A 26571-nucleotide genomic window follows, 5' to 3' on the forward strand; every position below is an offset into this window, starting at 1 on the left:
CTATACACTTTTGAGCATGTAATTGTCAATTTTTTAATGAAGATTCGTGGGAATTTAAATGCAAATTCCTGGATATCAAATGGTTATAAAACACACTATTTTTTGAGTAAGAATTACCCTAATCAAGTGGCAAAATCCCAAGGGATTTCATCTCTTAGCTTGATCCATCTCTTCAATGATCCGAATAAAATGCTTTGAATAAGAGGTTATTTTAAGATCAAGCAACTTCAAAAGCTACCTTGATCTTACTTAAGTAATCACACAAAGAGGTGTATTGCTCTCTTGAGCTCTTCCTTCTATCTCTCTTATACTTTGTAACTCTTGGAGTGCATTGTGAGTAGCTTCTAGAATTTGGGTGAGTTGTTGAATATGACAAAAGCTTTCTTTGCGCTTTAAGTCTCTAAGGTCTTGTTGATTTTCTTGCGCATCTATTTGACCCCGAGAAAGTGCGCTAGCTTCTTGTTTTACACTTTCTTCATCCCAAGAAGAATCAAAAATAGAGCGGTGGATCTCTTTTCTTAAAATAAGCTCTTTTTGTAAATAATTTATCCTTTCTTGATTTTTTCCTAAAACGTGAGAAATTTTAGCCAGCATTTGATAGTTATCAGCTTTTGGTAAAGAGGAATAATTCCCTAGCTTTTCCCGGATAGCTATCCCCTTATTTGACATGATAAACGCTTCCATGTAGTTTTCTTGTTCAAATAAAATAGCAGCTAATAAGTCATAATTTTCTGCTGTATAATGTGAATATTCACCCAAAATAGATTGCTTGATCTTTAAAGCTCTCTGAGCTGCTATTAAAGCCTCTTGATAATCTTCAAAATCAAATAGAATCTCTCCCCTTTTTTCATAAAACTGGGCTATATAAAGAGACTCTTCCTGCTCTCTCTTCTGAGAAATATTGAATGCTATTTGAGTTTTTTGTAACGCCTCTTCATCTTGTCCAAGAGCTTGTAATACGCTTGCAATCTCTTGATGACCCATCGCTGTATGAAAAGAGTCCTCTCCTAAAACTAAAGAGGAAATATTAAGAGCCTTTTGATAACTTTCTAGCGATTCTGTATAACGACTGAGGTTATACAAAACATCTCCTATCTGATGATAACTTTCTGCAATATCAATCGTATTTTCTCTACCTTGATTTAGTTGAATATCCATTCCTTTTTGATAGATGTCTAAAGCCTCTTCATAGCACTCTTTATCTTGTAAGATTGAGCCTAACAATTGATAACTCTCTACTGTATGAATCGATCCCTCCTCATACACTTTATGTTGGATGTTAAGTGCATGATGGGCGTGATTTAATGCCTTTTGATAAAGACCAAGGCCTTGGAAAATTTCTCCTAAAGCTTTGTACTCTTCTACTGTATCAATAAAGTCTTCTCCATACTTTTGTAGCTTAATATCTAATACCCTTTGACTAATTTTAAGTGCCTCTTCATACCTTCCTGCATCTTGCAAAAGACCTATTAAAAGTTCATAACTCTCAGCCGTTAAATAGGAGTTCTCGCCATAAAGTGTACACTCTATTTCTAACGCTTTATAAAGCATTTCAAATGCCTTTTGATGCTCCCCAAGTTCTTGAAAAAGTGCTACTTGTAGCTTGTAGCTTTCTGCAACCTGCCAGCTTTTTTCCCCATAAGTTAAATGTTGAGCATTTAAAAATTCTTGGCTTATTTCAAGTGCTTTTTGATAGTGTGCTAACGCCTCATTATACCGCTCTAGATTATCAAGAATATCTCCAGCAAATTGATAATTTTGAACTTTGCCCTCTAAATCTTCTTCCTCTATATGACATATGATATGTAGCGATTTCCTTCCCATGTTTAACGCTTTCTCATAGAGGGTAAGATCATTGAGAACCCTTGCTATAGAAAAATAGGTCTCTGCTACCTTAATCGAATCTTCTCCATACACTTTACGCTGAATGACAAGAGCTCTCTCATAATGCTCTAACGCTTTTTCAAACTGCTGAAGATCATAAAGAACATCCCCCATGACTGTATACCAATCAGCTAGCTCTAGTGAGCATGGGCTGAGGAGTTTAAGCTTCATGTCTAACCCTTTTTGAATATATTCTATCCCTTCTTTATCTCTATTAAGATCATGTAAAATTGTCCCTATTTGCTTATAACTTTCTGCGGTATAGAGAGACTCTTCCCCATAAGTGTTCTGCCAAATAGCTAGCCCGTTTTGATAGTTTTCTAAGGCCTCTTCATATCGTCCCTGACCTTGTAAGACACTACCTACCTGTTGATACGCCTCTGCGCTATAGGGAGACTTTTCTCCTAAGGCATCCATAGTAAGCATCATGCTAAGCGCCTTTTGGCTCATCTCTAAAGCTTGATCATACTTTCTAAATTGAGTGAAAACCTCTCCTAATTGTTGAAGACTCTCTGCTACATCAATCGACTCTTCCCCAAATAACTCCTTCTTTATATAAAGAGCCCTCTTGCTCATCTCTAAAGCCTCTTTTTCTCTACCTAAGCTAGCTAAAATAGCTCCATTTAATTGATACCCCTCTGCTGTATTAATGGATTCTTCACCGCTCGTTTTCTTCCAAATAGTTAACGCTTTTTGAGCCTTTTCTAAAGCTTTTTGATGATGCCCTAGCTCCTCTAAAATTTGAGCTGTCACTATGTGATTTTCTGCCATCTCATAAGACTCTTCAAGGCACAGCTTTTGTTTCATTTGAAGTGCCTGACTAGCAGACTCTAATGCCTCTTGATAGTCCCCGCTTTCTTTAAAAGCCGTTGCAATCTTTTCATAACCCTCTGCAATGAGGAGATCTTTATGATCAATTCCGTCTCCTTCCTCAATATTCTTCTTTAGATCAAGCGCTGTTTGAAAATATTTACGCGCTACCTGACTCTTGCCGAGTTTACTTAAAATCTCTCCTATTTGCTCATAGCTTTGAATGAAATCAAGAAGATCTTCTACCCCAACACTGAGTTTTATGCGAAGTGCTTGCCCTGCCATTTGTAGCGCCTCTTGATCTCTTCCTAAGTTCTGTAAACTATCTGCCATTCTCTCATAACACTCTGCAACTGCTATAGATTTTTTCCCGCAGAGTTTCTGTGCTATTTTTAGCTCTTTTTGACTATAAGAAAGGGCTTTTGAAAATAGCGTGAGTTCAAAACAAAGAGAGCTTAAGTTCCTAAAAAAATCTGCCTTATCTTCTAACTCGGTATATTTAAGATTTTTCTCTTCAGAAAGAAAATGCTCCGCATGAAAAATACAAGATGTAAAAGAGTGCCTATCATATTGATCTCTTTCTGCTAGAGATTCTGCTTCCTTCATTAAAGCCTCTTCTAATTTTAAGGTGATCCACGCTTTTTCCCCTTCTTCTATTTGAGAATAAATACAGTCATGAACAAGATCGTGCATATGATAAAACGTGGTATCACTCTTAGGATTTCTCTCTTGCTCAATAAGAGAATAGTTCATGAGATGCTTGAGTGCTGACCTTAAGGAGAGTTCATCTTCCTCTAAAAGCTTAGCTCCTTCTAGTAAAAGTGTAAAAGAGATCGCTCCTTTTCCAAGACATGCCATACCCTTCATCATATTAATTGCTAAAGTTCCATGATCTTTCTGCTTAATAGCATCAAGAGAGATATTCCATGTCGTCAAAATTGTCTGCTCTTCTTCTTGAAGAGAAAATTGACCTTCTTTAAATAACCTTAAATGATACTGATCAAAGAGCGTTTTGTAGTACTCAAGAGAGCATTTTTGCTCATGAACATATCTTCTCACATGCGTGAGTGCAAGAGGAAGGTGCCCTAGTAATGAACTGATATTAAAAGCTGCCTTTTGCTCACGGTCACACCTATCTTGAGCTCCTTGGAGTAAGTAGTCTACTGCCTGATTAGAGGAAAATGATTTTACGCTGATCAGCTTAAATCCTCTCACTTCCGCGTCACTATTTAGCCTTGTGGTGATCAAAATTTTACATTGTGAGCTGTTAGGAAGATACTTCTCAATCCCTGTAAAAGAGGCTAAATGATCCACCCCGTCCAGAATGAAAAGATAGGGCGTTGCCATCTTCCCTAAAAATACTTTAAGTGCTCTTAAGGTGTCTTCTTCCCTCTTTTCTTTGATATTAAAGCTTATAGCCAGTTCTACAAGCTCTTGAATGAAGGTAGTCTCTCCTATGAGCTTAATAAACATCACAAATGCATAATGACTCTTTGATTCACGTGCATAACTTATAGATAACGTGCTTTTTCCCACACCTCCAAGACCAGATAGCGCAAGTTTAGAGCCGCTTTGAAAATGTGAAGTGATCTTTTCAAGCTCTATCTCTCTTGAGATAAAGGTTACAGGTAGCTCTGGAATTTTATCATAACGTTTAAGAGAAGTAGTTTCTTGATATACAGGTGTTTGAAATGAATGTAAGAAAATATCGTATTTCCGAGGGGTAATCTCTTTAGAAGAAAGAGCTGTTAAAGCACATCTAGATAAAGGCTCTATTTCTTTAGAAGAGGAAAAAATTGCTTCAATAGACGAAAATAGTTTCCTTTCAGGATCTAAAGATTCTTGAGAACATGTAAAGGAGTGGATTCTACCTCTTGAAATAGACTCTGGAATAGGGCGCCTTTGAGGAGTTTGATATTTTTGAATAAGATCTAAAAGAAGAGGGTTTGATGCTCCATTTTCTTGATCAGAACTAGAGATCTCTTCACTCTGATTAAATGCAAAGCTTACTGTGCGGTAGTTCGTTTGTCTTCCTTTAAAATAGGGATCTTCTTGATAGGATTCATCATCAAAGAGATCTATAAGAGAAGTTTCTAAAAAAGGCGCAATTAACTTACCTAAACTCTCATCTAAATACAGCATGCCTTCTTGATTTTTGCGGCGTAAGGAAGCTAGCTTAAAAATGCCTGGAAAGGCAAGGGTTGCTGCCACAACATCTGAAATGATCAGCTCTTTATACCGCATATCTTCTGAACTTACATCTAACACTTTTTGTGCCTTTAAACTAAAGAGGGGTAGATGAAGATGTTTATAGTGATCTGGTTTGCTACTAACCTTTTCAGCTAATTCTCCCAAGGTGAGAAAAGAAGCTGTTGTATGACTCTTAATCCACTCTTCTATCTGCTGTTTTAATTTTTCTTCATCACAAAGACTATACGTAAAATGAGGGTCTTCTTCAGGATAAGATGGGTTACATAACCTCCTAATTTGCTCAATTTCTCCTACTAAAGGGCCTGGATTACGCTTTTCAAAGAGTGTTTCAAAAGAATCAAAGGAAAGCCCTTCAATCTGAGAAGATGAGTAGCCAACGGATAAAAGAGTAGAGATTAATCCCCCCATCCCGCTCCCTGAAAATCGCCTTATTCCTTTGAGAATTTTCTTGGACTCTAGCGCCTTGATACTTTCTACAAAGGCTCTTTTTCCATCGTAATTCCCTTCAAAAATCAGGTTAAAGGGGGGCATTTTTTTAAAATCTGCAGGTGTGATCTTTTCTAATCTTTCTGATCGTTGATAATTTTCAAGGATGTTTTTGCATTTTCCAGCTGCAGGAGAAAGCGTCTCTTGTTCATTTAAAAGCGCAAGAGGAGCTCTTCCCTTTTCATCTACCTTAGAACAATCTGATCCTAAAGAAAGAAGAAGAGAGATGGCCTCTGGCTTTTCTCCTCTGACTGCAAAATGAAGGGCTACTCCATTTAGATTCATCTCTCCTTGATGAATAAGACATCCTTTATCAATTAAACTCTTAATTGCAAAACAATCTCCTAAAAAAGCTGCTAGCTGAAGAGGCGTTCTTCCCTCACCATCTTTATGTTCAAGAAGAGAGGCTACACTCTTATGTTCACATTCAAGAAGATGCTTAAGGATTAGGGGCTGATTACATTGAATAGCAAGATGAAGAAGGGTCCCCCAGTTTGAAATTCCCTCAATGACATTCAGCTCTTTAAATGCATCGTGTTCCAAAAGAAGAGCAAAAATATCCGGATATCCTGAGGCAGCAGCAAGAGCTAGAGTTGAAATACTACAATGCGGATCACGCCTCCACGCTTGTCCTGATAACCCATGTTGAAGAAGCAAGATTTTTACAACTCTAGGGTGTCCTTCATGAATAGCCCAGTGAAGAGGTGTAAGGCCTAAACTATCTTTTGCTTCACAGCTAGCAAGACCCTCTTTTAAAAGACCCTCTAGCATCTCCTCTTTTCCATAAATAGCTGCAAGATGCAGGGCACTTCTTCCTGAAGCATCTTTTAAATCTGTAAAATGTGCATGACTAAGCTCCCGCATTAAGGTAAGTAAACACTCTTTTGATCCTTCACGGATCACAGCAAATACAATCTGCATGCCAAAAGAGTCTTGAAGCTCTAAAAGAAACTCTTTATCAATTTTTTCCCAGTCCATAGATGCATAAGAGGAAAAAATATCCTTAAAAATTAAGCCTATAATCCCCTCTTCATGATTTAAAGAATCTGGAATACCCCCATGATCTTTTCCGTGATGAAGAGTGAGATAAAAACGCCAAAGTTTTTCTAACTTAACTGAATCAATTGCTCTCTTCTGTAATACAGTCGTTGCATTTGAAATATTTATTTGATTTAAGCCACTTGAAATGCTCTTCTCATCCTGGGAAATGTAGGTGTATTGATGATTACATAAGGGGGTTACTGAAGAAATTGCCATCACTCTCTCCTTAAACGAGCTAGAAATCTATCCTCAAAAATATAGCCTCTCTTCTAAAAAATGGAATCCTTTTTTTGAACCTAGTTCTTAAAAAGAAATCATGGGATTTACTCACTCTTCTAGAACCCTCCTTTTTAATTTTTTTTGATGCTTTAAGTTTGGTTCATATTAATTTAAAAAACTTCATTTTTTTTATTTAATTTAAATCAATAAAACAACATTAAAATAAAATAAATGGTAAATAAACTAGAAATATTAAAATATTTAATTTAAAATAAAATATATAACAAGGAGTCTTTATGACGCCTCTTCAGGGGATGCGTTTAGTAAAAAGTATTTCTCCGGTATTTAAAATGAAGAATACCCCCATTTAAATAAAAAATACCATGTTTTTGCTTATCTTTAGCGCAAAATCTTGAGAAGAGCCCCTTATTTTATAAAAAACAGGGTAGAGAGGACCTCTACTTAAGCTCTAAGGGTTCATGAGAGAAAAACTTACCCTTTTTTTAATGAGATAAACATTGAATGATCGCAGAGGCTGCAATCACTCTGATGAGCTGAAAAGGCTCTTCTAATCGATCTAAGAGAAAAGGCAGCATCTCTTTTGAACCCAGCTGACTGATCACCTCTAAGATTTGAATTTTGATCTCATAGTCTACATGTTCATAGAGCACTTGAAGTGTCTTTAGGGCATCGGGGTCTTTTTTAAATACAGCTAAAATGAGAGCTGATTGAACTCTAACTAATAAGTTACTGTCATGCATCAGCTCTTGTAAAAGAAGGGTCACATCTTCATCTCCTTCTTGAAAAAGAATAGAGGCTGCAAGAGCGGTTACTTCCAAACTCTCTTGCATGAGCATACTCTTAATCTTCAGTTTAATATCACCATGCTCAAAGGTGCATAAAATACGCATCAAATCAAGCCTTGTAAGCTGACTGATCATATGAGGGTAGTTATAGCTTTGCTCCATATGTCTTATATCACTTGGACTAATCACTTGCTTTGAAGACCACATCAGTTTTTGAGAAAGCGTCTTTTGTAAAAACTGAGAGAGAATTTCACACCCCTCTTTAACATGAACACCTTGTTCAATCAGCCCTAAGGCAAGGTTAACTCTCACAAATGCATCCTCATGAGAATGCAGCATTTCTAAAGAGAGCTTATGCCCTAAAGAGCCTGATCTTGATAGAAGAGACGCCGCTTCCCTTCGCCACTTACCCTCTGGATTAAACATCCACTCTTTAAGACTCTCTACACCTAAAGAGTCTCCAAGGCAGGTAGCTGCCCAGGCAGCAGTGATAGCTACTTTTGGATGAGAGTCTTTCATAAGCGTCTCTAAGAGAGAAGGTGCAATCTCTTTTTGTAAAAAAAGAAGTGTTTTAATCGCCTCTTGCCTAACATCTGGAGAGTGATCTAAAAGAAGCGCTTCAACATCTGGAATATGCGTGATCAGATCGTAATAAGCTGTCATATGGCAGGCAAGTTCTCTTAAGGCAGATCTTGGGCTTAAGAAAAGAGAGGAATGGGTATTTTTCTCAGCTCCTTGATGCATCTTTGTTAAAGCGATGAATATACTTGTTTTTTCCTCAATAGAGATGTGATAAGTGTTAAGAGATTCTAAAAGAGCAGCTTTAAGCTGTGTAAGACGCAGTTCTCCTATTGTCTCAATCACAGCTTGTCTTACAAACCAAACTTTTTCCTCATGAAATAGCCGAATGAGCTCACAAATTAATGGATCATCTCCTAGCTGTCTTAAGAGCCTCACACCTAAAAATCGTAAAATGGCACTTTGGCTCCGTAAAGCTCTCATCACTACCGGGATCGATTTAGCATCAGAGGTGAGAGCAGATCCTATTAAAGCAGCTGTTTGAATGGCAAGCTGCGGAGAGTCTTTAGCTTTTTGAAGCGCTGTCCATGCTAGTATCTCAAGGGCTTTTTTATCGGTGGAAAAGACATCTCTTTGTGTCATCCACTCTTGAAACACCCCTCTTTCATCCCCTTTTGCACTAAGCGCCTCAATGTAGGCAAGTCTGACAAGAGAAGAGCCCGGGTAGATTTCAAGAAGCTTTTTCCCTTCAATAGCTCCTTTCCAAGGGTCATGAATCTGAATATGCGCATGAACTTTCTCTACCCCTCTTTCCTCTGAGGCCATCAGTAAAAAAGAAGTCATGATCCCGCAAAGAAAGAGATGTTTTTTCATCACGCAAGTTCTGTTAAGAGTCTTCCGCCAATTAAATGAAAGTGTAAATGAAAGATCGTTTGACCCGCTTCCTCGCCATTATTTGTAATTAGGCGGTAACCCTCTTCTACTTTAAATTGGATAGCTAGCTTTTGAGCCACTTCAATGATTTCACATATGAGAGGGTAATCTTCTTGAGAGACGGATTGAATATTTTTGATGGGCTTTTTAGGAATCAGCAGTAAATGTACAGGAGCTACGGGATGAATATCTTTAATCGCTAAGATACGGTCATTTTCAAACACCTTTTCCGAAGGGATTTTCCCTTCAATGATTTGACTAAAAATAGTGGTCATTTTAATACCTCTTGTAACGCTTTCATAGCATCTTCTTTTGTTTCCCAAATAGAAATAAATCTTCCCTTATGACAAAAGATTGCGCCTTCAATTTGAGAGATCTCTTTAAGAGCCTCTCCCATCAGCCCTGACCACGCTAAAGGAAGCGGTTTTCTGACATTCATGCGGTCAAGTGTATGAGGAGGGATGCCTCTTAGTTTCCAGTGAGAATCAGCTGGCATAATGACAAAAAGAGCTGGATGAGACTCTCCTCCATTTTCAAAGAAAATATCCATCCACGGCATCGCTTCATCAAAAATCAGCACATCGTGCCCTTTTTTCATCACATGATGGACCCTATTTTCACACGCTTTGATGTAATGGTATCTACTTAAAAGCCGCCTAATATGCCCTACAGTAAAAGCTACTGCCTGATCAAACGCCTCTTTCATCTCATGAGAAGAGACTTGGTAAGAGGGAGGGACAAACTGAGAAATCACGTGAGAAAATGTAGAGACACCCACTTCAAAGGTGGATCTTCCGTTATCGTGATCATCCACTCCTTGAACAAAAGAGTCTTTTAGAAAAGTAAATGTTTTTTGATCGATCACATTTGTTTCTAATAGATGAAGTAAAATCATACCTGCGCTACTTAGCTCTCCTGCGTAGCCCACCTGATGGTGATCAAACCGCTTTAGGGAAGGGTCGTAGATTCCACCTACATCACAAACATATTCACACGGTGTTAACTCAGACTCTTTCCGAGATCTGATGATATGGTGCGGATCAATACAGTCAAAAACTATCAAAAGAGCAGCTGCTGTCACTTCATCTGCGTGAAAAGAGCCGTCGTGGGTTCCTAAAAATCGTGCTTTCATTACGTGTTCATTATAATTAGATAACAAAAATTATACCAGCCTCTATTGATGTAAAACTACCTTACCGCATCGAAAACTTGATTGAAAGACAATCGGAATGTCATCTGGATTTCCCCCTCTTTTTGATTGGAAGGATTGGAACTGATTTTACATACAGTCTTGAAGAGGTAAGACGCAAGGTGGAAACTACCTCCCTTATCCCCATTTTGCTCTTTGGAGAAGAGGCGTATTGGAGAGCAAAAATTTCTTCTAGATTGTAGTGTAACTTAAGCTACAGGAGCTATTTAAGAATCAGGGTGGATCAGTAACTATTTTTTTGTGTCCAAAATATAGATGAGGCGCTACACATCTATCATCAGTTTTTCCATTAACAACTTCTTCTTGGCCCTTTGGGGAGAATCTACCCTGAAGGGTTTATCCCTTACTCTCCCGTTCAAAAAGAGATAGAGAGCTCTTAAGCCAGATCCTTTTCAAGCAATCTGGCTTTCAACACTAGCCCTCTTAAAATCCCCAAGAAAGTCCTAGCTGACCATACTTTGTTTTCTCATTAAAAAACTGCCCTTCATAAGAAAACCCTTCATGATACTCAAGATAGAGCCGCATTTTTCTCCCCACACCTTGAAGCTTACTGATTTCATACCCAAGCTTAAAGGTCATATCAAGATCCCAAGAGTGTTGCTCCCAGTTTTCCATATGCGCTGCAAAAAAAGGGGTTCCATAAAGACGGTGGTAATGCAGTTTTTGTCCTAAAAGCCTCACCTCTGTTCCCCACATGGCATACATAGGCTTGAGTCTAAATGTGGGGTCACTATGAACCACAATACCTGGACCTGCATAGACACGGAGGGCACTTGAGAGCTGATACGAGGAAATGAAATCAATGGCTTCAAAGCTAGGGTTTTTTCTTTTAGTTAGATAGTCTGGGTGATTGACCATGAACTCATCTCCTAAATGCCCTGAAATATGGTAAGGGCGGAGTCTAAAAGACCATCTATCATGTGCATAGGTGACAGGAATACCTACAAGATAGTCTGTATTCACAAGTTCACATTCACTAGATGACCTCCGGTTAGGAATATCGCTAAAGTTAAAGACGGCCCAGATCCCCCCTGATATCCCAATTTGTAAATCGGCATCAGAGTTCATGACATTATGCCAGCGGAAAATGGGAAAATCATCTCCTAAGGAAACAGCAACACTTTTCTTCCCAACCACTTTATCCCCCACCCTGCCGTTCACAGAATAGACAGGCTCTCTTGGATCAGAAACAAGCGGGAGAAAAAGCACTGTGGATTGAGGAAACCAAACCCCTGAAACACGGGGCGTTTCTGTATATTGCTTTCTCACCGTCATCTCTTCGGAAGAGAGCTCTTTTTTCACTTCAACAGATTGAACACCGGGGATATCTTGAACATACGAAACAATACTATTAGCAAAGAGATCGTTATGGGGAAGGTTATAAAGCGTTACATGGTGATCTTTGACAACCACAATCACATTAAATTCATAGTAACTTGCATCAATGAGCGCTTGAATATACCCTTCTAGGTAAGGATCTGTTGCATGCTCAAAATTTTCAATGGGTAAACTATCTCCCCTTTGAATCACCGAGAGTTCTGGATCGATTTTTGCAATTTCTCCTTCATAATTTTCCGCCCCAAGAGAGAGCAACCCAAGCGAAGATAAGATAACTAGGCGAGATAACATATAACTCCTTATACCACTGCTATTTTCCTCTATATCTAAGGTAAAGATATAATCCAAAAAAAATTTACGTTGCATCTCTAATCTATCTTCAGTATCATCTCTTTTTCCTTATTTAGCTTAAGGGGCAATAGCTCAGCGGTTAGAGCAGCGGACTCATAACCCGTCGGTCCCTGGTTCAAACCCAGGTTGCCCCACTTTTTCCTCTCCCCTCTTAAAAAGGGGTCCCTATTTTAAACCTGACAGATATCCGTAACGCTTATGCATTAAAGCTCTTAAGAGCCTCTTCTAGCTAAACCGTTTCTCTTCTAAATCGATTTTTCTTTTTGAGTTCAACGTAGAGAATGTTTAAGAGCTTAATTTCAAATAATAATGATATTAATACCCAATTAACAAATATTTAGTTATACTAGAGGGAATAGATAGATCTAACGGGATATAAGAACTTAAGGGACTTTTAGGAACGCATTGCATCGCTTTTAGCGTGTGATGTAACTTAGGCCCTTGAGTTTTTATCCAGGTGATAAAAGAGGGGATTTTTTACTCTTTTGTTCACTGACAAAAATACTTAAAAAATTACATTAATAGGAGATTTGTGGCTTCTTTTAAAATTATTAACCACGTAAATGACATCCATCTTGACCCCCGTTGGACCTCTTCTACAAAATTTAATAGCAAATATAGGCTTGTTAACGAAATGGGTCAAAAACTCACCTCTTGTCATGTACTCGATAAAGGTAAGTGTTATGAACTTATTGATAAAAAAGAGCGCGCTTTCTCCCCTTTAGAGCGGCTTGGAAGAGGAGCTCTAGGCCTTAGCGCTGTTATTTACACATTAGGCCTTGCGCTATTGTCAAAGTCCATTAGAAACCTCTTTACAAAGCAAAAAGAAACCCTCTATTTTGGGACTCTTTATCAAAGCGCTCAAGAGCTAGAAGGAACTATTGAGATTTCTGATGAAATTAAAGATCAGCTTGCTAAATCCATGAAAGCCATTCTTCGTAATCACAACTGTGATGGAGTTAAAAATCATGCAACCGGGGCTACACACCGCATTTTTACATTAGATAGCCAGCCTCAGCTGATCTTTAAAATGATTGTCTCTCAAGATACCTCTCAACAAACATCTCAAAAAAACATGAGTCATACCTACTCAAAATGGGTTCAAGCTCAAAAAGTCATTCGGGTATATCAACTCACTCACCTAGTGCTTCCTCATGCAAAACTTATCTCTATTCAAGTGGGTGATCAACAGTATGAAATGATTGCGGAAGAAAAATTCAATCTAAAACCCCACCATCTTAGTAGGGAAATTACACATGAGCCGTATGCAAAGAGCGTACAAAAGGCTAAGGAGCAGGTGGATCTATTTATCACGCAAATGGGATATCTCTTTGGAAATGGATTACATCTTCCTGTGTTAGACCCTGTAGATGCAGAGGGAAATCGAAAGATCGCTCTCATTAACACACAGTATCTTACTGATTGGATAAAATAAAAAAATACCTCTTCCATGGAGTCCTCATTAAACATACAAAGACACCTCTCTTTTGATCCATCTAAAAAAGAGAGGCATCCTCATGCCCTCTCTATGCCGCTTAAGGTTGCTAGAGTAAAAATAGGGGTTAAAAAATGATCCCTATTTTTCCATCTCTTCTTAAACAGAAAAAGGCTCTTCTTGGATGAACGCTTCAAAAAGCGTTTCATGCGTCAAAGTAGGCTGTTTTTCAAGAAATAATCCTCTTTTGTTCTCCTCTTAAAAAGTAAAAATATTTTTCAATACGCAATAGAAGTGTTTAAAATAGACGTTTTTTCTTAAAAAAATGTAAAAAGCGGTTTGTTACTGACCTCTTTATAAATTATTAATAAATAGGTGAGTTGACTTTTAATCAAAATCAAGCAATTGTTATTATTGATCTTTGGAAATGAACCCTCTGTTACTATTAAACGTTTTAAGGAGAATCTCTTATGAGTTGCTTATCAGATGTTATTTTAGAAAGTCCAGACTCTACGCTTGTAGCTACTGTCCCAGAGCAGCAGTTACTGCATAAATCCCTGTCGGTATTTGCGCCTCAAAAAAAATTTAGCGATTGGACATCTCAAGATCACGCTGAGTCTTATACATTTATGCAACGTATTGCTAAAGCGTGGAAAGATAGCGGATTAACCGATCAATATCTTGTTTATAGTAAGGTAGATTCTAACATTTTTAAATGGGAAATGATTCCTTATCAAAAGTGCAAGAATGTGTTTGGACGAATAGTTCAGCAACTTCAAGTGTTATGGAGAACCGTTTTTGGCGGGATGATCATCTTAGCAAAAAATAAGCAAGATCAAGTCGGTTACTATAAAGCGAACTTAAAAAAACAAGAGACTATAATTTACCCATCATATACCCAAAATGCAGGTCAAGATGCGTTTTGTAAACAAGAGACCATCGATCGACAATGGGTTGTCATAGGAGAAAAAGTTAATGTTCTTTTCAATTACGCTCCTATTGGATTTGGCGGAGAAAAGCTCCATTTTCTCATCACTCCTAAGGAGCACCGCAAAGCTTTTACTGATGTGACGCAAGAAGAGTATGTAGAGTCCATGCAGCTTACTAATCAACTTATCATGCACTTCTCAGAGACAAGAGAGTGTGTTAAAAATGTTTATCTGATGAATAAAACAGGCGTTGATGCAGGTCAAACAGTTGATCATTGGCATTTACATGTTGTTTTTTCCACAAATACTGCGCAAAATTTTTGGGGAAGGATCACCGTGTTTAAAAATATTCTGTTTGGATCTTCTCCCATGAAAAAAGAGGCTCTAAAGCAAAAAGTAGAGGATCTTAGAAACGAGCTGGCATCATATAAATCCTGAAAATTGCTAAAACAGTCTTTGGTGTTGTCTACATGGCATGATAAGAAAAAAATGTCATGTGGATAACATTAAAAAGAAAGTGACAAAGGATAGCGCTTTCAATCTTCCCCGAAAATAGGTAAACACCTCCATAAAGAAGCCCTGTGAGGAATGTAAAGACTAAAATCCCTACGTTCGGACTCCAATAAATGTGACTTAAAGCAAATAATAAAGAGGAGAGGATTAAAGCAATGATATTGCCTCCTTTGACCTTTTTCAAATAGTCACACAAGGTCTTTTGAATAAATCCTCTATAAAATCCTTCTTCAGGAGCCGATGTGAATAATAAATTACTGCAAAATCGTATCCCTGTATAAGAGGGAATCTTCACATCCCATTGAACAGCTCCTGTCAAAAGAGCAAGCATTATAAGACAAAGGATTCCTCCGCACCCAGCTGCTAAACCCTTCACGATGCTTAAGACATCTTTCTTCCCCCTAGCAACAGGAACAAATAAGGCTAAAGGAAAAAGTCCTAAAAGCGGATTTTTTAATCCTATTCCAAATTTAGAGGTCATCATGAAAGGGATAAATCCTGGGCAGAAGAGTTTAAAACTTAAGCTTAAACCGATCAAGATGGTAAAAAGAGAAACATTTGGAGCTTTATGATAAAAAATCCAACCCATAGCTAGTAAGAGAGCACATAGAAAGGCAAAAGGAGTGACATAGCCAGCAATTACCCCTAGTAGAAGAGACAGGGCTGTGAGTGTCCCCCAAATTTTAGGATCTTTTTTGATCCATAGACTTAGGAGCGCGCCTCCTAAACAGATAAAAGCACATACAAGGGTTAATGACATCTTTTTATCCTCTTAAAATAGCTATTTTTAACACGTAATGCTGTTATATCCTCTGTTGTCTACTTTGCCACTACACCTCAATAAATTCTAGCCCCATTTAAGGGAGGTATTTCTTAAGATTACCCTTCTCTTGACTCTCTTCATGAAACTAGGATCGCTTTTACCTTAAGAACGTGATAAGATTTTTCATGGATTTCGTGAAAAAGAGAAGTGTAGTGCCTCATCAAAAATTTAATACAATTATTCAAACAAACCGGCTGATACTTCGCCCCTGGAAAGAATCAGATTTACTCCCATTTGCACAACTTAACTCTGATCCTAAGGTCATGGAGTATTTCCCCAAGCTTTTAACAACGGAAGAAAGTGACGCTTTAGCTTACCGCATTATCCATAATATTCAACAAAAAGGGTGGGGCTTTTGGGCGGTTTCCCTTAGGGAAACAGATACCTTTATCGGATTTACCGGGCTTAACGAGGTGAACTTTACAGCCCCTTTTACAGCTAAAAAACCGACCATAGAAATCGGGTGGAGACTCTCTTTTTCTCACTGGGGAAAAGGGTATGCAACAGAGGGGGCTAAAGCTGCCTTAGAATACGGCTTTTGCACCTTACATTTAAAAGAGATTGCCTCTTTTACAACCTTGCAAAATCAACGCTCTAGACATGTGATGGAAAAAATAGGGATGGTGCATTATGAAGAGCTAGATTTTGATCATCCTAACCTCCCCTCTGATCACCCTTTAAAGCACCATGTTCTTTACAAATTAAGGAAGAAAGAATGGGAAAAGAGTCAAAAACAGTCATGATGGTTGTTAGTCTTAAAATACGCTTTTTTTTGCAGATAAAAAAAGCGATCCCAAAGACTTCATCTCTTCTCTTGTAAAATAGCTCTTATGGATTCAGCTGTTGATGAAAGTGCGCCCACTCTTCCTCTTGCTGCTCTACATAAAACTTTGTCATTTCATGAGTCTCTATTAACTCTTGATAACACTCCTCTCTTACAATCGATCCATACACTTTGATTTTTGCACACTCTTTTAAGTGCTCAGCAGTTTTAGGGTGAAGAGCTACTAAAGAGGTTTGAGGATAGTTTTCATGAAGGAGCGTTTGAATGGCTTGCATCTGCTCAAAGGGGTGATCTCCCATTTTGACCATCCGTAAAAAATGCGCTGAAATATAAGAAGCTCCAAGTTTTGCAGCAAGGAGCGCTTGATAAAAAGAAAATACGCCCCCTGCCATCACAGGAATACCTTCTTTTTTAAGTAGTGCCATAGGCTCTAGGGCCTCTTCTTTCACAGGAATCCGTAAAACAATCCGAGGGGAAAACTGAGAGAGCTTATGGCCTATCTTCATAAAGTCTGAGAGCACATCGATCACAACAAACCCGGGCTGAATATCTAAAAACTGCTGAATCATGTGCAAAGGATTAACCTCTTTTACAAAAAAGGCAGGAGGAATAACAGCTGCTTGAATGAGTCCGCTTTTAGCCCCTTTTTCAATCAAAGATAAGTTTGTTGTTTCAATCCATAGCTGCATCGTATTTACCCTTTATCATTATTAGAACCTCAAAGGTTTAGCTTAAATTCTAAAAGCTCCCTCAAGATTTGTCAAAGCTTTGTCAAAAAATGCACTTCTTTATTTTTCTAATAAGCTCCTCTACTTTGCTCTTTTTCATCAAGTTAGAAAAAAAAACCTCTTTCTCTTCTCTTTGATAAAGAGAATGTTGTGTTTTTTTTCTTAGATGACTACAGTAAGCTAATAGCCATTTTCAAAAGGGATACAAGGGTTTATGTTGGTTGCTGTTATAGGAGCTTCAGGATTAATTGGAAATAACTTATGTAGAGCTCTTCTTCAAAGCGGATACTCTGTTAAAGCTCTCATTCACCATAACACAGCCTCTTTAGAAGATCTTCCCCTTGAGAAAGTGAAGGGAGATATTTTAGATCCCGAAGGGCTTCAAGCTTTTGTAGAAGGGTGTGATGTTGTCTTTCATACAGCAGGTAAAATATCTATTGATGGAGACCACGACGGTATGGTCCATAAAGTGAATGTAGAAGGGACCAAAAATGTGGTTGAAGCGTGTTTAGCAAAAGGGATTCAAAGGCTTATCTATGTCAGCTCTATCCACGCTTTTAAGCAGCAACCAGAAAGCCTTCTTGATGAATCTAGAGCTCTTGTGGGTTCAGAGGGATTTAAACACGATATCGCTAAATCTGATGCGGAAAAAGAGGTGATGAAAGGGATTGCTCAAGGTCTTGAAACAGTGATACTTGTTCCAACAGCAGCGATTGGCCCTTATGATTTTGAGCCGTCTCTTTTAGGCCAAGGGTTAATCAAACTCTATCAACGGAAACTCCCCACGCTTATTGACGGGGGATTTGATTGGATTGATGTAAGAGATATTGCAAAAGTAGCACTTGCTGCGATGAAAAAAGGGGTTCCTGGAAACCGTTATGTCATCTCAGGGGTGTGGCAAACCATTAAAGAACTCTCTCTTCTCATTGAAGAAATTACAGGTGTCCCCTCTCCTAAGTTCACATCTCCTCACTGGCTTGCAAAGATAGGAGTGCCTTTAGCAAAAGTGTTAAGCCGTATGACCCAAACCCCTATGCTCTATACACATGAAACACTTGAAGTTCTTCTCAGATGTAACCGTAATATCAGTTCTCTTAAAGCAAGAAGAGAGCTAAATTTTTATCCTAGACCTTTAAAAGAGACGCTTCAAGACACCTTTAATTGGTATAAACAGGCGGGAAAAATCGAATAGCTTTTAGCTAAAAGGAAACACCTTAAAGAGGTAACTCCTCTAATTCATCAGTCCTGATAAGAAAAATGATCCCCACTGACGTGGCTTATCTCGCTCTGTTTTCATTGCCATAAGAACAGCTTGCTGCAATGCCTTTGCTTTACTGAGCTTTGGAGTGTGAATGCCTAAATAATGTTGATAAAAAGTCTTCACCATCTGGACTGTCATATCTCCTTCAGGTAGCGGCCAGTAACTTGCAATCGTGGATAATGCCCCTGATCCTAGGAAAGACCAAACAGGGCCAATACTTCCCTCTTTCTGAATATTTCCTCTTCCTAAATGGCAAGCGCTCATAAAAACAAGATCTGCCTTTAAGGTAAGTAAATTCACCTCTTTAGCGTGAAGCTCACCCGCCTTATGCTTCTCATCAGGGGCTAACTTAAAAAACCCTTCAAAAACAGAGTGAGGATCATTCTGCGGTTTTTGCCCAGCTACGCCGTGACAGGCAATATGAATCCATCTAGAATGCGGAGCATATTTAAAGACATTCTCAGTGGTTGCCTCTTGCTGAGTGAGCACATATTGATGAGAGGCCTTCATTAAGGGTGAGATCACATCACGAACTTCTGACTCAGAATGTTTTAACTGATTATCTTCTTCTTGGGGAGTTGTGGGATTACCCATTAAAAGAGCTTGATCGGTCAATGTTTTTGGAAACTGATCCAAAAGAGAGAGCACTTGAAGAGAAGGAACGATTACAATAGGATACTGTTCAATAAGGTACTTGTCTTGCTTTATCTGATAAAATGCTCCAAAAGGAAGATGGGCTAAAAACCCATCAGGAATGAAAGTCAGCGTTTCTCCAGAATCTAGTGAAGGGAGATAATGCTCTATTGGCGCTATTAAGGTGTCATACCAAGAGATGAGCTTTTCACTAAACAGCTGGCTGGGGTGTTTTTCCCCTCTTTTAGGACGTTTAGTCTCTATTTGATAAGGAAATGCTTTAAAAATTTGATCAGGACCTAGGCAATTATCTTCTAAACTCGCAAGAGAAATCAATCTAGAGTATGCTCTTTGAGAAGAAATAACCCATGCTTGAATGCATTTATCTTGTGAAGGCACAAGAGAATATATGATAAATGTTGTATGAAATTTCCTTGCCAGTTGTGATACTTCTTGAAATGAAAGAGAGCCTAGGGAAAGAGATCCTTGTAATTGAAGCTTTTTGCATAAAAGAGAAGTAAGAGCCCGGGATCTTCTTTGATCAGAAATCTCTAATGCCTTTCTATGTTTCCCCTGTATCAATAATATACGTTCTAGACATGTATAAGAGAGAGCCCATTCTTCAAAAAGAGTGATTTGCCACTGCGCCTCTTTTGCATCTTGTTGAAGAGAAGCTACAATCTCTACACTCTTATGCATATACTGTTCTGCTTGTATGTAGTCTCCTAAGTTGGCATAAACATTTCCTAAATTACAATAAACTCTTCCCTTTCCTAAACGATCATCAAGCCTTTCAACAATGGCTAAATTTTTTTTGTAGCAATATAGCGCTCTATCCCAATCGCCTAATCCCTTGCAGGCACTTCCCAAATTACCATAAGCAATCCCTTCTCCCACTTGATCTTTAAGCTCTAAAGCAATCTCTAAGTATTTCTCATAATACTCAATTGCTTTAAGAGATTCTCCTAAACCTATGTAAGCATTTCCTAAATTACAATACGCTATTCCTTCGCTAGATTTATTCTGAAGCTCTAAAGCAATTATTAAATTTTTTTCATGATATTCAATCGCTTTAGGATACTCTTTTAAAGCACAATAAGCGTTTCCTAACCCGCAATAAGCCCTCTTTTCTTTTGGACGATCTTCAAATTTTAAAGCAATTTTTAAATGTTCATGATGATATTCAATTGCTTTACGGTGCTCTCCTAAAGCATGATGTGCATTTCCTAACCCCCCATAAGCAAATCCTTGGGCAACAAGATTTTCAAGTTGCTGAGTAATGACTAAATACTTCTGATAATACTTAATAGCTTTGTGATATTTACCTAACGCCTCATATGCATTTCCCAAATAGCAATAAACCTTCCCTTCCTCTCCAATAGTTTGACTTTTTCGGCTAATGATTAAACTTTTTTTATGAAATTCTATTGCTTTTAGATGCTCCCCTAAGGCACCATACGCTTTTCCCAAACCACTATAAGCTATTCCTTCTCTTACAGTGTCCTTAAACCCTTGAACAATAGCTAAATCTTTTTCGTGATATTCAATCGCTTTATGGGCATCTCCTAAATCACTATATGCACTTCCCAAATTACTATAAGCTAGTGACTCTGCTAAGCCATCCCCGCGCTCTAAGGCAATCTGTAAATCCTTTTTATGATACTCAATCGCTTTATGGGCATTTCCAATATTAAGATAAAGATTTCCCAAATTACCATAAGCTTTTCCTTCTTCTAATCGATCCTTAAGGATTATAGTCATTTTTAAGTGCTGATAATGGTAATCGATTGCTCGCTGATATTCTCCTAAATCGCGGTAGACCATTCCCAAATTGTTATAAGATCTCCCTTCAGAGGCCTGGTCTTTAAGGCCTAAAGCAATCTTTAAAGCTCTCTCTTGAAATTGGATTGCTTTTTGATACTCTCCTAAAACACGGTAGGCAATTCCCAAATTGTTATAAGCTTTTTCTTCTCCTGCTTTATTTTGAATACCTAGCGCAAGGGTCAGATCCTTCTCATGGTACTTGATTGCTTTATGGTATTTTCCTAAAGAGTGGTAGGCATTGCCTAACCCGCGGTAAGCGCCCTCTTCTCTCATCATATCTTTAAGCTCTAAAGCTATTTTTAAAGCTTGATTATGATATTCTGCAGCTTTATGGTATTTTCCTAAAGAGTGGTAGGCACATCCTAGTTCGCTGTAAAAGATTCCTTCTCTTGATTGATCTTTAAGTTTTAAGGTAATGCCAAGACCTTTTTCATAACAATTTATTGTTTTATGATATTCCCCTAACGCGTGATAACTGGTCCCTAATGCTTCATAAGCATTTAACTCCTTTGAGAAATCTTTTAGCTTAAGAGCTATACTCAGTGCCTTTTCATAACACTCTACTGCTTTATCGTACTCTTTTAAGGAGGAGTAACTATCTCCTAAATGGCTGTAAGTTTCTTCTTCTATCTCATCATCAAATTGCTCAGCGCTTTTTAAAGCTTTTTCATGAAATTCAATTGCCTCATGAAAATCCCCTAAAAGATGATAAGTTAGCCCCAAATTGCTATAAGCTCTCCTTTCTGCTATAGTATCATTAAGCTCTTGAGCACTTTTTAAAGACTTTTTATAGTAATCTAATGCTATGGGGTACTCCTCTAAAGAAGCATAGGTCCCTCCTAAATTGCAATAAACTGCTTCTCTTACTGGTTCATTAAATTCTTGAGCCATCTTGATCCCCTTTTGATAATACTCTAATGCTTGATGATATTTTCCTAAGGAGCGGTAAGCATTGCCTAAATTGTAGTAAGCAATTTCTTCGCTATGGGGATTTTGTAGTTCTAAAGCAATCTCTAACTCTTTTTCATGACATTTGATCAATTGATGGTGCTCTTCTAAAGAAAGATAGATTCTACTTAGCCAATGTAAAATTTCTTTTACATGAATATAAAAGCTTTGATCTCTGGTGGTTTGTAAGACGAATTCTTCATTAAAAAGCTGATCTAAAAGAAGAAACATTTCAGTTCTTTGAACTTCATCTAACCCTATATTAAAATGCTTTTCATCCAAAAGAGATGTCAGATGATTTAAATAAGGATAAACTTCTTTTGCATCCCGTTTTTTATCCTTTATCACCTTTCCTAGCTGAGATACAACTGCTTGCCAGATCCTATTACTGATGATTTTTCGCTGATGCTCAGGAATCTGATGAAAAGAAATTTCTTGTGGTTGAGAATGCGCATGACATATTTTCGCTCCTGAAGAAGAATTTTGCCAAGAGGTTAAATATTTGACCCCTTGCTTTACTTTATCTACAAGATACGAAAGAGTATTGCCAAGATAGATATTTTGAAATAACTCTTTTCCTAATATAGAGATCCGCTGTGTCATATTTGTGGCCCATCTTAGACAAGAGTTTGTCTGAATAGAATCTCTTACTGTAAATGGAGCTTGATGTTGATACACCGTTTCATCTTGAATGGAACAATCACTACCCTCTGCCGCATCTTCATTTTGTTTTAAAGGCGTAGAAAAAGAGATATTTTTTTGTAACTCAAGAACTTTCTCCTCTGAAATCAGTTTGAAGATGCTCCCTTTTTTCAAAAGATACGGCTTAGCTAAAATATCTTGAAACATGGTATGGATCCATCCTTGATAATGTTTCCCGTTCATCTCTAGTTCAAACAGGGTCTGGATCTTTGCAATAGCCTCTGGCGTTTGATCAGAAAAAAAATAGAGCCGGATCTTCTGATCTGAAGTACAAGAAGGAGTAAAAGGAATTTTGGTGAGTCCTGAGTTAGTTAATACCTTTGTTGAAATTCCCATTTGTGACCCCTTACAATTTTTATAAAAAATAACATGTAATAAGAAAGGGTATTTCTTCAAGTTTTTTAAAAATAAAATAGGATGCTAATGAAATATCTCTGACTCTCTCATCTCCCTCATTTTCTAGTTAGAGAGTAAAAAGAGTCAATTTGCTATCTTCTTTTGCACATGAAAATCAAAAGAGTCATTTGCTGCCTATTTCTCATCGTCTTTAGCTTTATGGGAGGAGTAGCTATTACATTTCATCCCTCTTTTCAAGAAGCACTTTTGCCCCCTTTTTTTCCAAAAGTATCACAAGTGATCTACAGAAAGGCGTATGCCTTAGCGTATGATGGAAAAATTAAAGGAGCCTCTTTTGTGTATGAAGAACTAAAGCCCTCTTCAGGAGATACGGCAGGAGCCTCTTTTAAGTTTAAAGAAGACCCTTTGATCCCTAAATCTTTAAGATCTACACTTCTCGATTTTAAAGGGTCCCGTTTTGATAGAGGTCATCTTTGCTCAGCAGCTAGCGCGCTAACTTTAGAGGCAAAAAAAGAGACTTTTTATCTGTCTAATATCTCTCCTCAAGTGCCAGATCTTAACCGAAAATTGTGGCTAAAACTTGAGCGGTATGCAAGAAGCCTTATTCCTCTTTGGGATAAAATTTATGTGATTACAGGCCCTCTTTTCATGCCGCGAACAGATGAAAAGGGAGCGCGGTATATCCGTTATGAAGTGATCGGTCCTCAAGATGTTGCCGTCCCTTCTCACTATTTTAAAGTTCTTTACAAAGTTAAAGATCAAGAAGTTTTCACCGAAGCGTTTCTGATGCCTAATCACGCGTTATCCCAGAGTCAAGAGGCTCTTGATCTTAACCTGTATCACACCTCTTTAGAGATGATTGAAAAAATGGCAGGTATTACACTTAAGAAAAACTTGTAACTTCTTTCTTGTTTTGGGTTTTTTGAAAAACTTCCCCCACCTTTTTTACTGAATATTGTATAGTGAAAGCGTGGAAGAAATTTTTGGTTACGTTGACAGCATTGTTTTTTCAGCAGAAACCTTCACTGTCGCCCGTCTTAAAGAACCGAGGAAGCAAGAACTTACCTGCATTGTAGGGCCGCTCCCCTCTGTTCAGCCAGGAGAAACCATTCGGTGCTCAGGAAAATGGAAATACCACTCTCAATACGGACAGCAGTTTGAAGTGGAGTCGTTTGAATCTAAGCAGCCATCTGATCTTGTCGGCATTCAAAAGTATCTTGAATCGGGAATGATTAAAGGGATTGGGCCAGTCTACGCTGAAAAAATCATCAAGCAGTTTGGTATTAATACATTAAAAATCATTGACGACGATCCTGAACGTTTAGGAGAAGTGTCTGGTATTGGCCCTAAACGTCTTGATATGATTAAGTCGTGCTGGGATCAACAAAAATCGATTAGGGAAGTGATGCTCTTTTTGCAAACATTTGGTGTCTCCCCTGCTTTTGCCCATAAAATTTACAAAACCTACGGAAAAGAGTGCGTTGAAAAGATCAAAAATGACCCTTATGTTCTTGCCAAAGACATCCGGGGAATTGGGTTTAAATATGCTGATCAAATTGCTCTTAAAATGGGGCTCCCTCTTCACTCCCTAACCCGTATTCAAGCAGGGATTGAACATGTGTTATGGGAATTATCAAGCGATGGCCACACCTGCTATCCCTCTCAAGATCTCATTACTGCCGCTACAGAAATTTTAACCATTCCTCCTGAAGAGATTCAAAATGGGCTTGAAGAGTCGATTCAAAGTAAGCAGCTCATCTCATATGAAGGGATGATTAGCTTAAAGCCGTTTCATCTAGCTGAAAAAGGGATTGTAAGAGAGATGAAACGGCTTCTTTCTAATCCTTGCGAGCTTAGAAGTGTCAATCATGAAAAGGCTATTCTCTGGTCAGAAGAAAAGCTAAATATTACTTTTGCAGAAGAGCAAAAGCTAGCCATTATTGCAGCTGTTAAAGATAAGGTCCATATCATCACAGGAGGACCTGGAACAGGAAAAAGCACCATCACAAAGGCGATATTACGCATTACTGAAAAGCTCACAGATTCTATTTTATTAGCAGCTCCTACTGGAAGAGCTGCTAAACGAATGAGTGAAATCACGGGTAAAAAAGCATCTACTATTCACGGCCTTTTGGAAATGGACTTTCAATCAGGAGGGTTTAAAAGAGGGCTTGATAATCCTTTAAAATGTGATCTTTTAATTATTGATGAAGCGAGTATGATCGACACCTTTTTACTCTTTCAACTCTTAAAAGCCATACCCTCTATGGCACGAGTTGTGCTGATTGGCGATATCGATCAACTCCCAAGTGTGGGAGCTGGGACTGTATTAAGAGATCTTATTGATTCTAACTGCATTGAAGTGACAAAGCTGACACAAATTTTCCGGCAAGCGGCTCACTCAAAAATTGTCACCAATGCTCACCTCATCAACCAGGGGAAATTCCCAGAGCTCTTTAACACTTTTGACTTTAGGTTCATTGAAGGAGAGTCTCCAGAGCTTATTGTCTCTGCCATTAAAGATCTTATTAGCGGCCCTAAATCACTCCGCTCAAGATTCCATATCTTTGAAGATGTCCAGGTGCTCTCTCCTATGAAACGAGGACTCATCGGTACAGAAAATTTAAATGTTGTGCTTCAAGGCGTCTTAAACCCCAGTGTCACTCCTCTCTGCCGTATGGGAAGGACCTTCCATGTGGGTGATAAGGTGATGCAAATCCGCAATGACTATGAAAAACTCATCTTTAATGGAGATATTGGAAGAATTTTAACCATTGATCTTTCCACCCAAGTTCTCTCGATTAATTTTGATGGAAGACGGGTTGAGTATCAATTTGCTGAAATTGATGATCTTGTCTTAGCGTATGCTGTCTCTATCCATAAATATCAAGGGAGTGAATGCCCTTGCATTATCATACCCGTTCACATGTCTCACTTTAAGATGCTCCACCGTAATCTTCTTTATACAGGAATTACCCGGGGTAAAAAGATGGTGATTTTAATCGGAACTAAGCAAGCAATTGGCCTTGCAGTCCGTAATGATGATGTGAAAAAAAGATATACCCAGCTGAAAGAGCAGTTTGCTGGGACCTTCAGTGATTTTACACTTTCTTCATCCCCTTCATAAAAAATAGAGGTCTGCATTGATCGATCTTTTATGAAGAGGGCAAGTTAGCGCTCTTACAAGACGTGCATTCAAGGTATAGTTATTCTATAGAGCAAATTGGTCACATTTTAAGATACTTTGAGAAGATCTAAAGTCTTGGGGGCCAATTGATCATTCTATAAGTCCTGATAAGAAAAAAGCTCCCCATTGACGCGGTTTCTTCCGCTCTGTTTTCATCGCCATGAGAACGGCTTGCTGTAGTGCTTTCGCTTTATTAAGCTTTGGAGTATCTATTCCTAAATAGTGCTTATAAAATGTATCCACCATCTTAACTGTCATGTCTCCTTCAGGTAGTGGCCAGTAGCTTGCAATTGTTGATCTAGCTCCTGCTCCTAGAAAAGACCATATAGGGCCAATGCTCCCCTCTTGTTGAAGATTTCCTCTTCCTAAATGGCAGGCGCTCATAAAAACAAGATCTGCCTTTAGAGCAAGTGAATTGACCTCTTTAGCATGAAGCTCTCCTAGAAGGTGCGTATCATCAGGTGCTAACTTAAAAAAACCTTCAAAAACAGAATAAGGGTCATCCGGCGGTTTTTGCTGGGCCAATCCATGACATGTAATATGAATCCATCTAGAATTAGGAGCATATTTAAAAATGTTTTCTACTGTTGCCTCTTTTTGAGTAAGTACATAATGATCAAAGTGGTTCATCAGGGGTGC

The 26571-nt window shown here is 38.3% G+C and carries 13 protein-coding genes and 1 tRNA gene; 7 read left to right on the forward strand and 7 right to left on the reverse strand.

Annotated features, from left to right (window positions below; all coding sequences use genetic code 11):
* Window positions 1-249: 249 nt before the first annotated feature.
* From ACI7T6_RS03745 to ACI7T6_RS03765, 5 genes are all read right to left on the reverse strand, one after another.
* On the reverse strand, window positions 250-6648 hold the full coding sequence (locus ACI7T6_RS03745) for a tetratricopeptide repeat protein (protein ID WP_404665079.1): 6399 nt from the start codon (window positions 6646-6648) through the stop codon (window positions 250-252).
* A 506-nt stretch (window positions 6649-7154) separates the two neighbouring features.
* Entirely contained in the window at window positions 7155-8819 is a 1665-nt protein-coding gene (locus tag ACI7T6_RS03750; RefSeq protein ID WP_404665080.1) for a HEAT repeat domain-containing protein, read from the reverse strand.
* Window positions 8820-8848: 29 nt separating this feature from the next.
* A complete protein-coding gene (locus ACI7T6_RS03755) occupies window positions 8849-9184 on the reverse strand; it encodes a histidine triad nucleotide-binding protein (RefSeq protein WP_404665081.1) in 336 nt (111 codons plus the stop codon).
* Window positions 9181-10041 carry an MYG1 family protein gene (locus ACI7T6_RS03760; protein ID WP_404665082.1) on the reverse strand — a complete coding sequence of 287 codons (861 nt, stop codon included), beginning with the start codon at window positions 10039-10041 and terminating at the stop codon, window positions 9181-9183. The genes ACI7T6_RS03755 and ACI7T6_RS03760 overlap by 4 nt, the downstream gene beginning before the upstream one ends.
* A 501-nt stretch (window positions 10042-10542) precedes the next feature.
* Window positions 10543-11748, reverse strand: a complete 1206-nt coding sequence (locus ACI7T6_RS03765) for a DUF1207 domain-containing protein (protein ID WP_404665083.1) — start codon at window positions 11746-11748, stop codon at window positions 10543-10545.
* 121 nt (window positions 11749-11869) lie between these two features.
* Here ACI7T6_RS03765 and ACI7T6_RS03770 point away from each other — a divergent pair.
* From ACI7T6_RS03770 to ACI7T6_RS03780, 3 genes are all read left to right on the forward strand, one after another.
* Window positions 11870-11942: transfer RNA gene (locus tag ACI7T6_RS03770), tRNA-Ile, on the forward strand.
* Window positions 11943-12340: 398 nt separating this feature from the next.
* Window positions 12341-13243 (forward strand): hypothetical protein, encoded by a 903-nt coding sequence (locus tag ACI7T6_RS03775; RefSeq protein WP_404665084.1) that lies wholly within the window; start codon window positions 12341-12343, stop codon window positions 13241-13243.
* A gap of 470 nt (window positions 13244-13713) precedes the next feature.
* Complete coding sequence (locus ACI7T6_RS03780) at window positions 13714-14610, forward strand: HIT family protein (RefSeq protein ID WP_404665085.1); 897 nt, start codon at window positions 13714-13716, stop codon at window positions 14608-14610.
* Window positions 14611-14638: 28 nt separating this feature from the next.
* Here ACI7T6_RS03780 and ACI7T6_RS03785 read toward each other — a convergent pair whose 3' ends face one another.
* A complete protein-coding gene (locus tag ACI7T6_RS03785; protein ID WP_404665086.1) occupies window positions 14639-15445 on the reverse strand; it encodes a lysostaphin resistance A-like protein in 807 nt (268 codons plus the stop codon).
* 188 nt (window positions 15446-15633) lie between these two features.
* Here ACI7T6_RS03785 and ACI7T6_RS03790 point away from each other — a divergent pair, with 188 nt between their 5' ends.
* On the forward strand, window positions 15634-16251 hold the full coding sequence (locus tag ACI7T6_RS03790; RefSeq protein ID WP_404665087.1) for a GNAT family N-acetyltransferase: 618 nt from the start codon (window positions 15634-15636) through the stop codon (window positions 16249-16251).
* An 85-nt stretch (window positions 16252-16336) separates the two neighbouring features.
* On the opposite strand, the gene ACI7T6_RS03795 is transcribed toward ACI7T6_RS03790, so the two are convergent.
* Window positions 16337-16981: a transaldolase family protein gene (locus ACI7T6_RS03795; RefSeq protein WP_404665088.1), complete on the reverse strand. Its 645-nt coding sequence runs from the start codon at window positions 16979-16981 to the stop codon at window positions 16337-16339.
* Window positions 16982-17234: 253 nt separating this feature from the next.
* On the opposite strand from ACI7T6_RS03795, the gene ACI7T6_RS03800 reads away from it, so the two are divergent.
* The 3 genes from ACI7T6_RS03800 to ACI7T6_RS03815 all read left to right on the forward strand — a co-directional run bounded on the left by ACI7T6_RS03800 (window position 17235) and on the right by ACI7T6_RS03815 (window position 25872).
* Window positions 17235-18212, forward strand: coding sequence for an NAD-dependent epimerase/dehydratase family protein (locus tag ACI7T6_RS03800; protein WP_404665089.1), 978 nt, complete (start codon window positions 17235-17237; stop codon window positions 18210-18212).
* 4680 nt (window positions 18213-22892) lie between these two features.
* Window positions 22893-23645: a DNA/RNA non-specific endonuclease gene (locus ACI7T6_RS03810; protein WP_404665090.1), complete on the forward strand. Its 753-nt coding sequence runs from the start codon at window positions 22893-22895 to the stop codon at window positions 23643-23645.
* Between the two features lie 70 nt (window positions 23646-23715).
* Window positions 23716-25872 carry an ATP-dependent RecD-like DNA helicase gene (locus ACI7T6_RS03815; RefSeq protein WP_404665091.1) on the forward strand — a complete coding sequence of 719 codons (2157 nt, stop codon included), beginning with the start codon at window positions 23716-23718 and terminating at the stop codon, window positions 25870-25872.
* Window positions 25873-26571: the final 699 nt, after the last annotated feature.

This window comes from Rhabdochlamydiaceae symbiont of Dictyostelium giganteum (genome assembly GCF_964291045.1).
Lineage (GTDB): Bacteria > Chlamydiota > Chlamydiia > Chlamydiales > Rhabdochlamydiaceae > PALSA-1444.

Excerpts from the sequence above, each read along its gene's own strand:
- ACI7T6_RS03745 (WP_404665079.1), bottom strand. The coding sequence starts at position 6,648 with ATGGCAATTTCTTCAGTAACCCCCTTATGTAATCATCAATACACCTAC.
- ACI7T6_RS03750 (WP_404665080.1), bottom strand. The coding sequence starts at position 8,819 with ATGACTTCTTTTTTACTGATGGCCTCAGAGGAAAGAGGGGTAGAGAAA.
- ACI7T6_RS03755 (WP_404665081.1), bottom strand. The coding sequence starts at position 9,184 with ATGACCACTATTTTTAGTCAAATCATTGAAGGGAAAATCCCTTCGGAA.
- ACI7T6_RS03760 (WP_404665082.1), bottom strand. The coding sequence starts at position 10,041 with ATGAAAGCACGATTTTTAGGAACCCACGACGGCTCTTTTCACGCAGAT.
- ACI7T6_RS03765 (WP_404665083.1), bottom strand. The coding sequence starts at position 11,748 with ATGTTATCTCGCCTAGTTATCTTATCTTCGCTTGGGTTGCTCTCTCTT.
- ACI7T6_RS03780 (WP_404665085.1), top strand. The coding sequence starts at position 13,714 with ATGAGTTGCTTATCAGATGTTATTTTAGAAAGTCCAGACTCTACGCTT.
- ACI7T6_RS03785 (WP_404665086.1), bottom strand. The coding sequence starts at position 15,445 with ATGTCATTAACCCTTGTATGTGCTTTTATCTGTTTAGGAGGCGCGCTC.
- ACI7T6_RS03790 (WP_404665087.1), top strand. The coding sequence starts at position 15,634 with ATGGATTTCGTGAAAAAGAGAAGTGTAGTGCCTCATCAAAAATTTAAT.
- ACI7T6_RS03795 (WP_404665088.1), bottom strand. The coding sequence starts at position 16,981 with ATGCAGCTATGGATTGAAACAACAAACTTATCTTTGATTGAAAAAGGG.
- ACI7T6_RS03800 (WP_404665089.1), top strand. The coding sequence starts at position 17,235 with ATGTTGGTTGCTGTTATAGGAGCTTCAGGATTAATTGGAAATAACTTA.
- ACI7T6_RS03810 (WP_404665090.1), top strand. The coding sequence starts at position 22,893 with ATGAAAATCAAAAGAGTCATTTGCTGCCTATTTCTCATCGTCTTTAGC.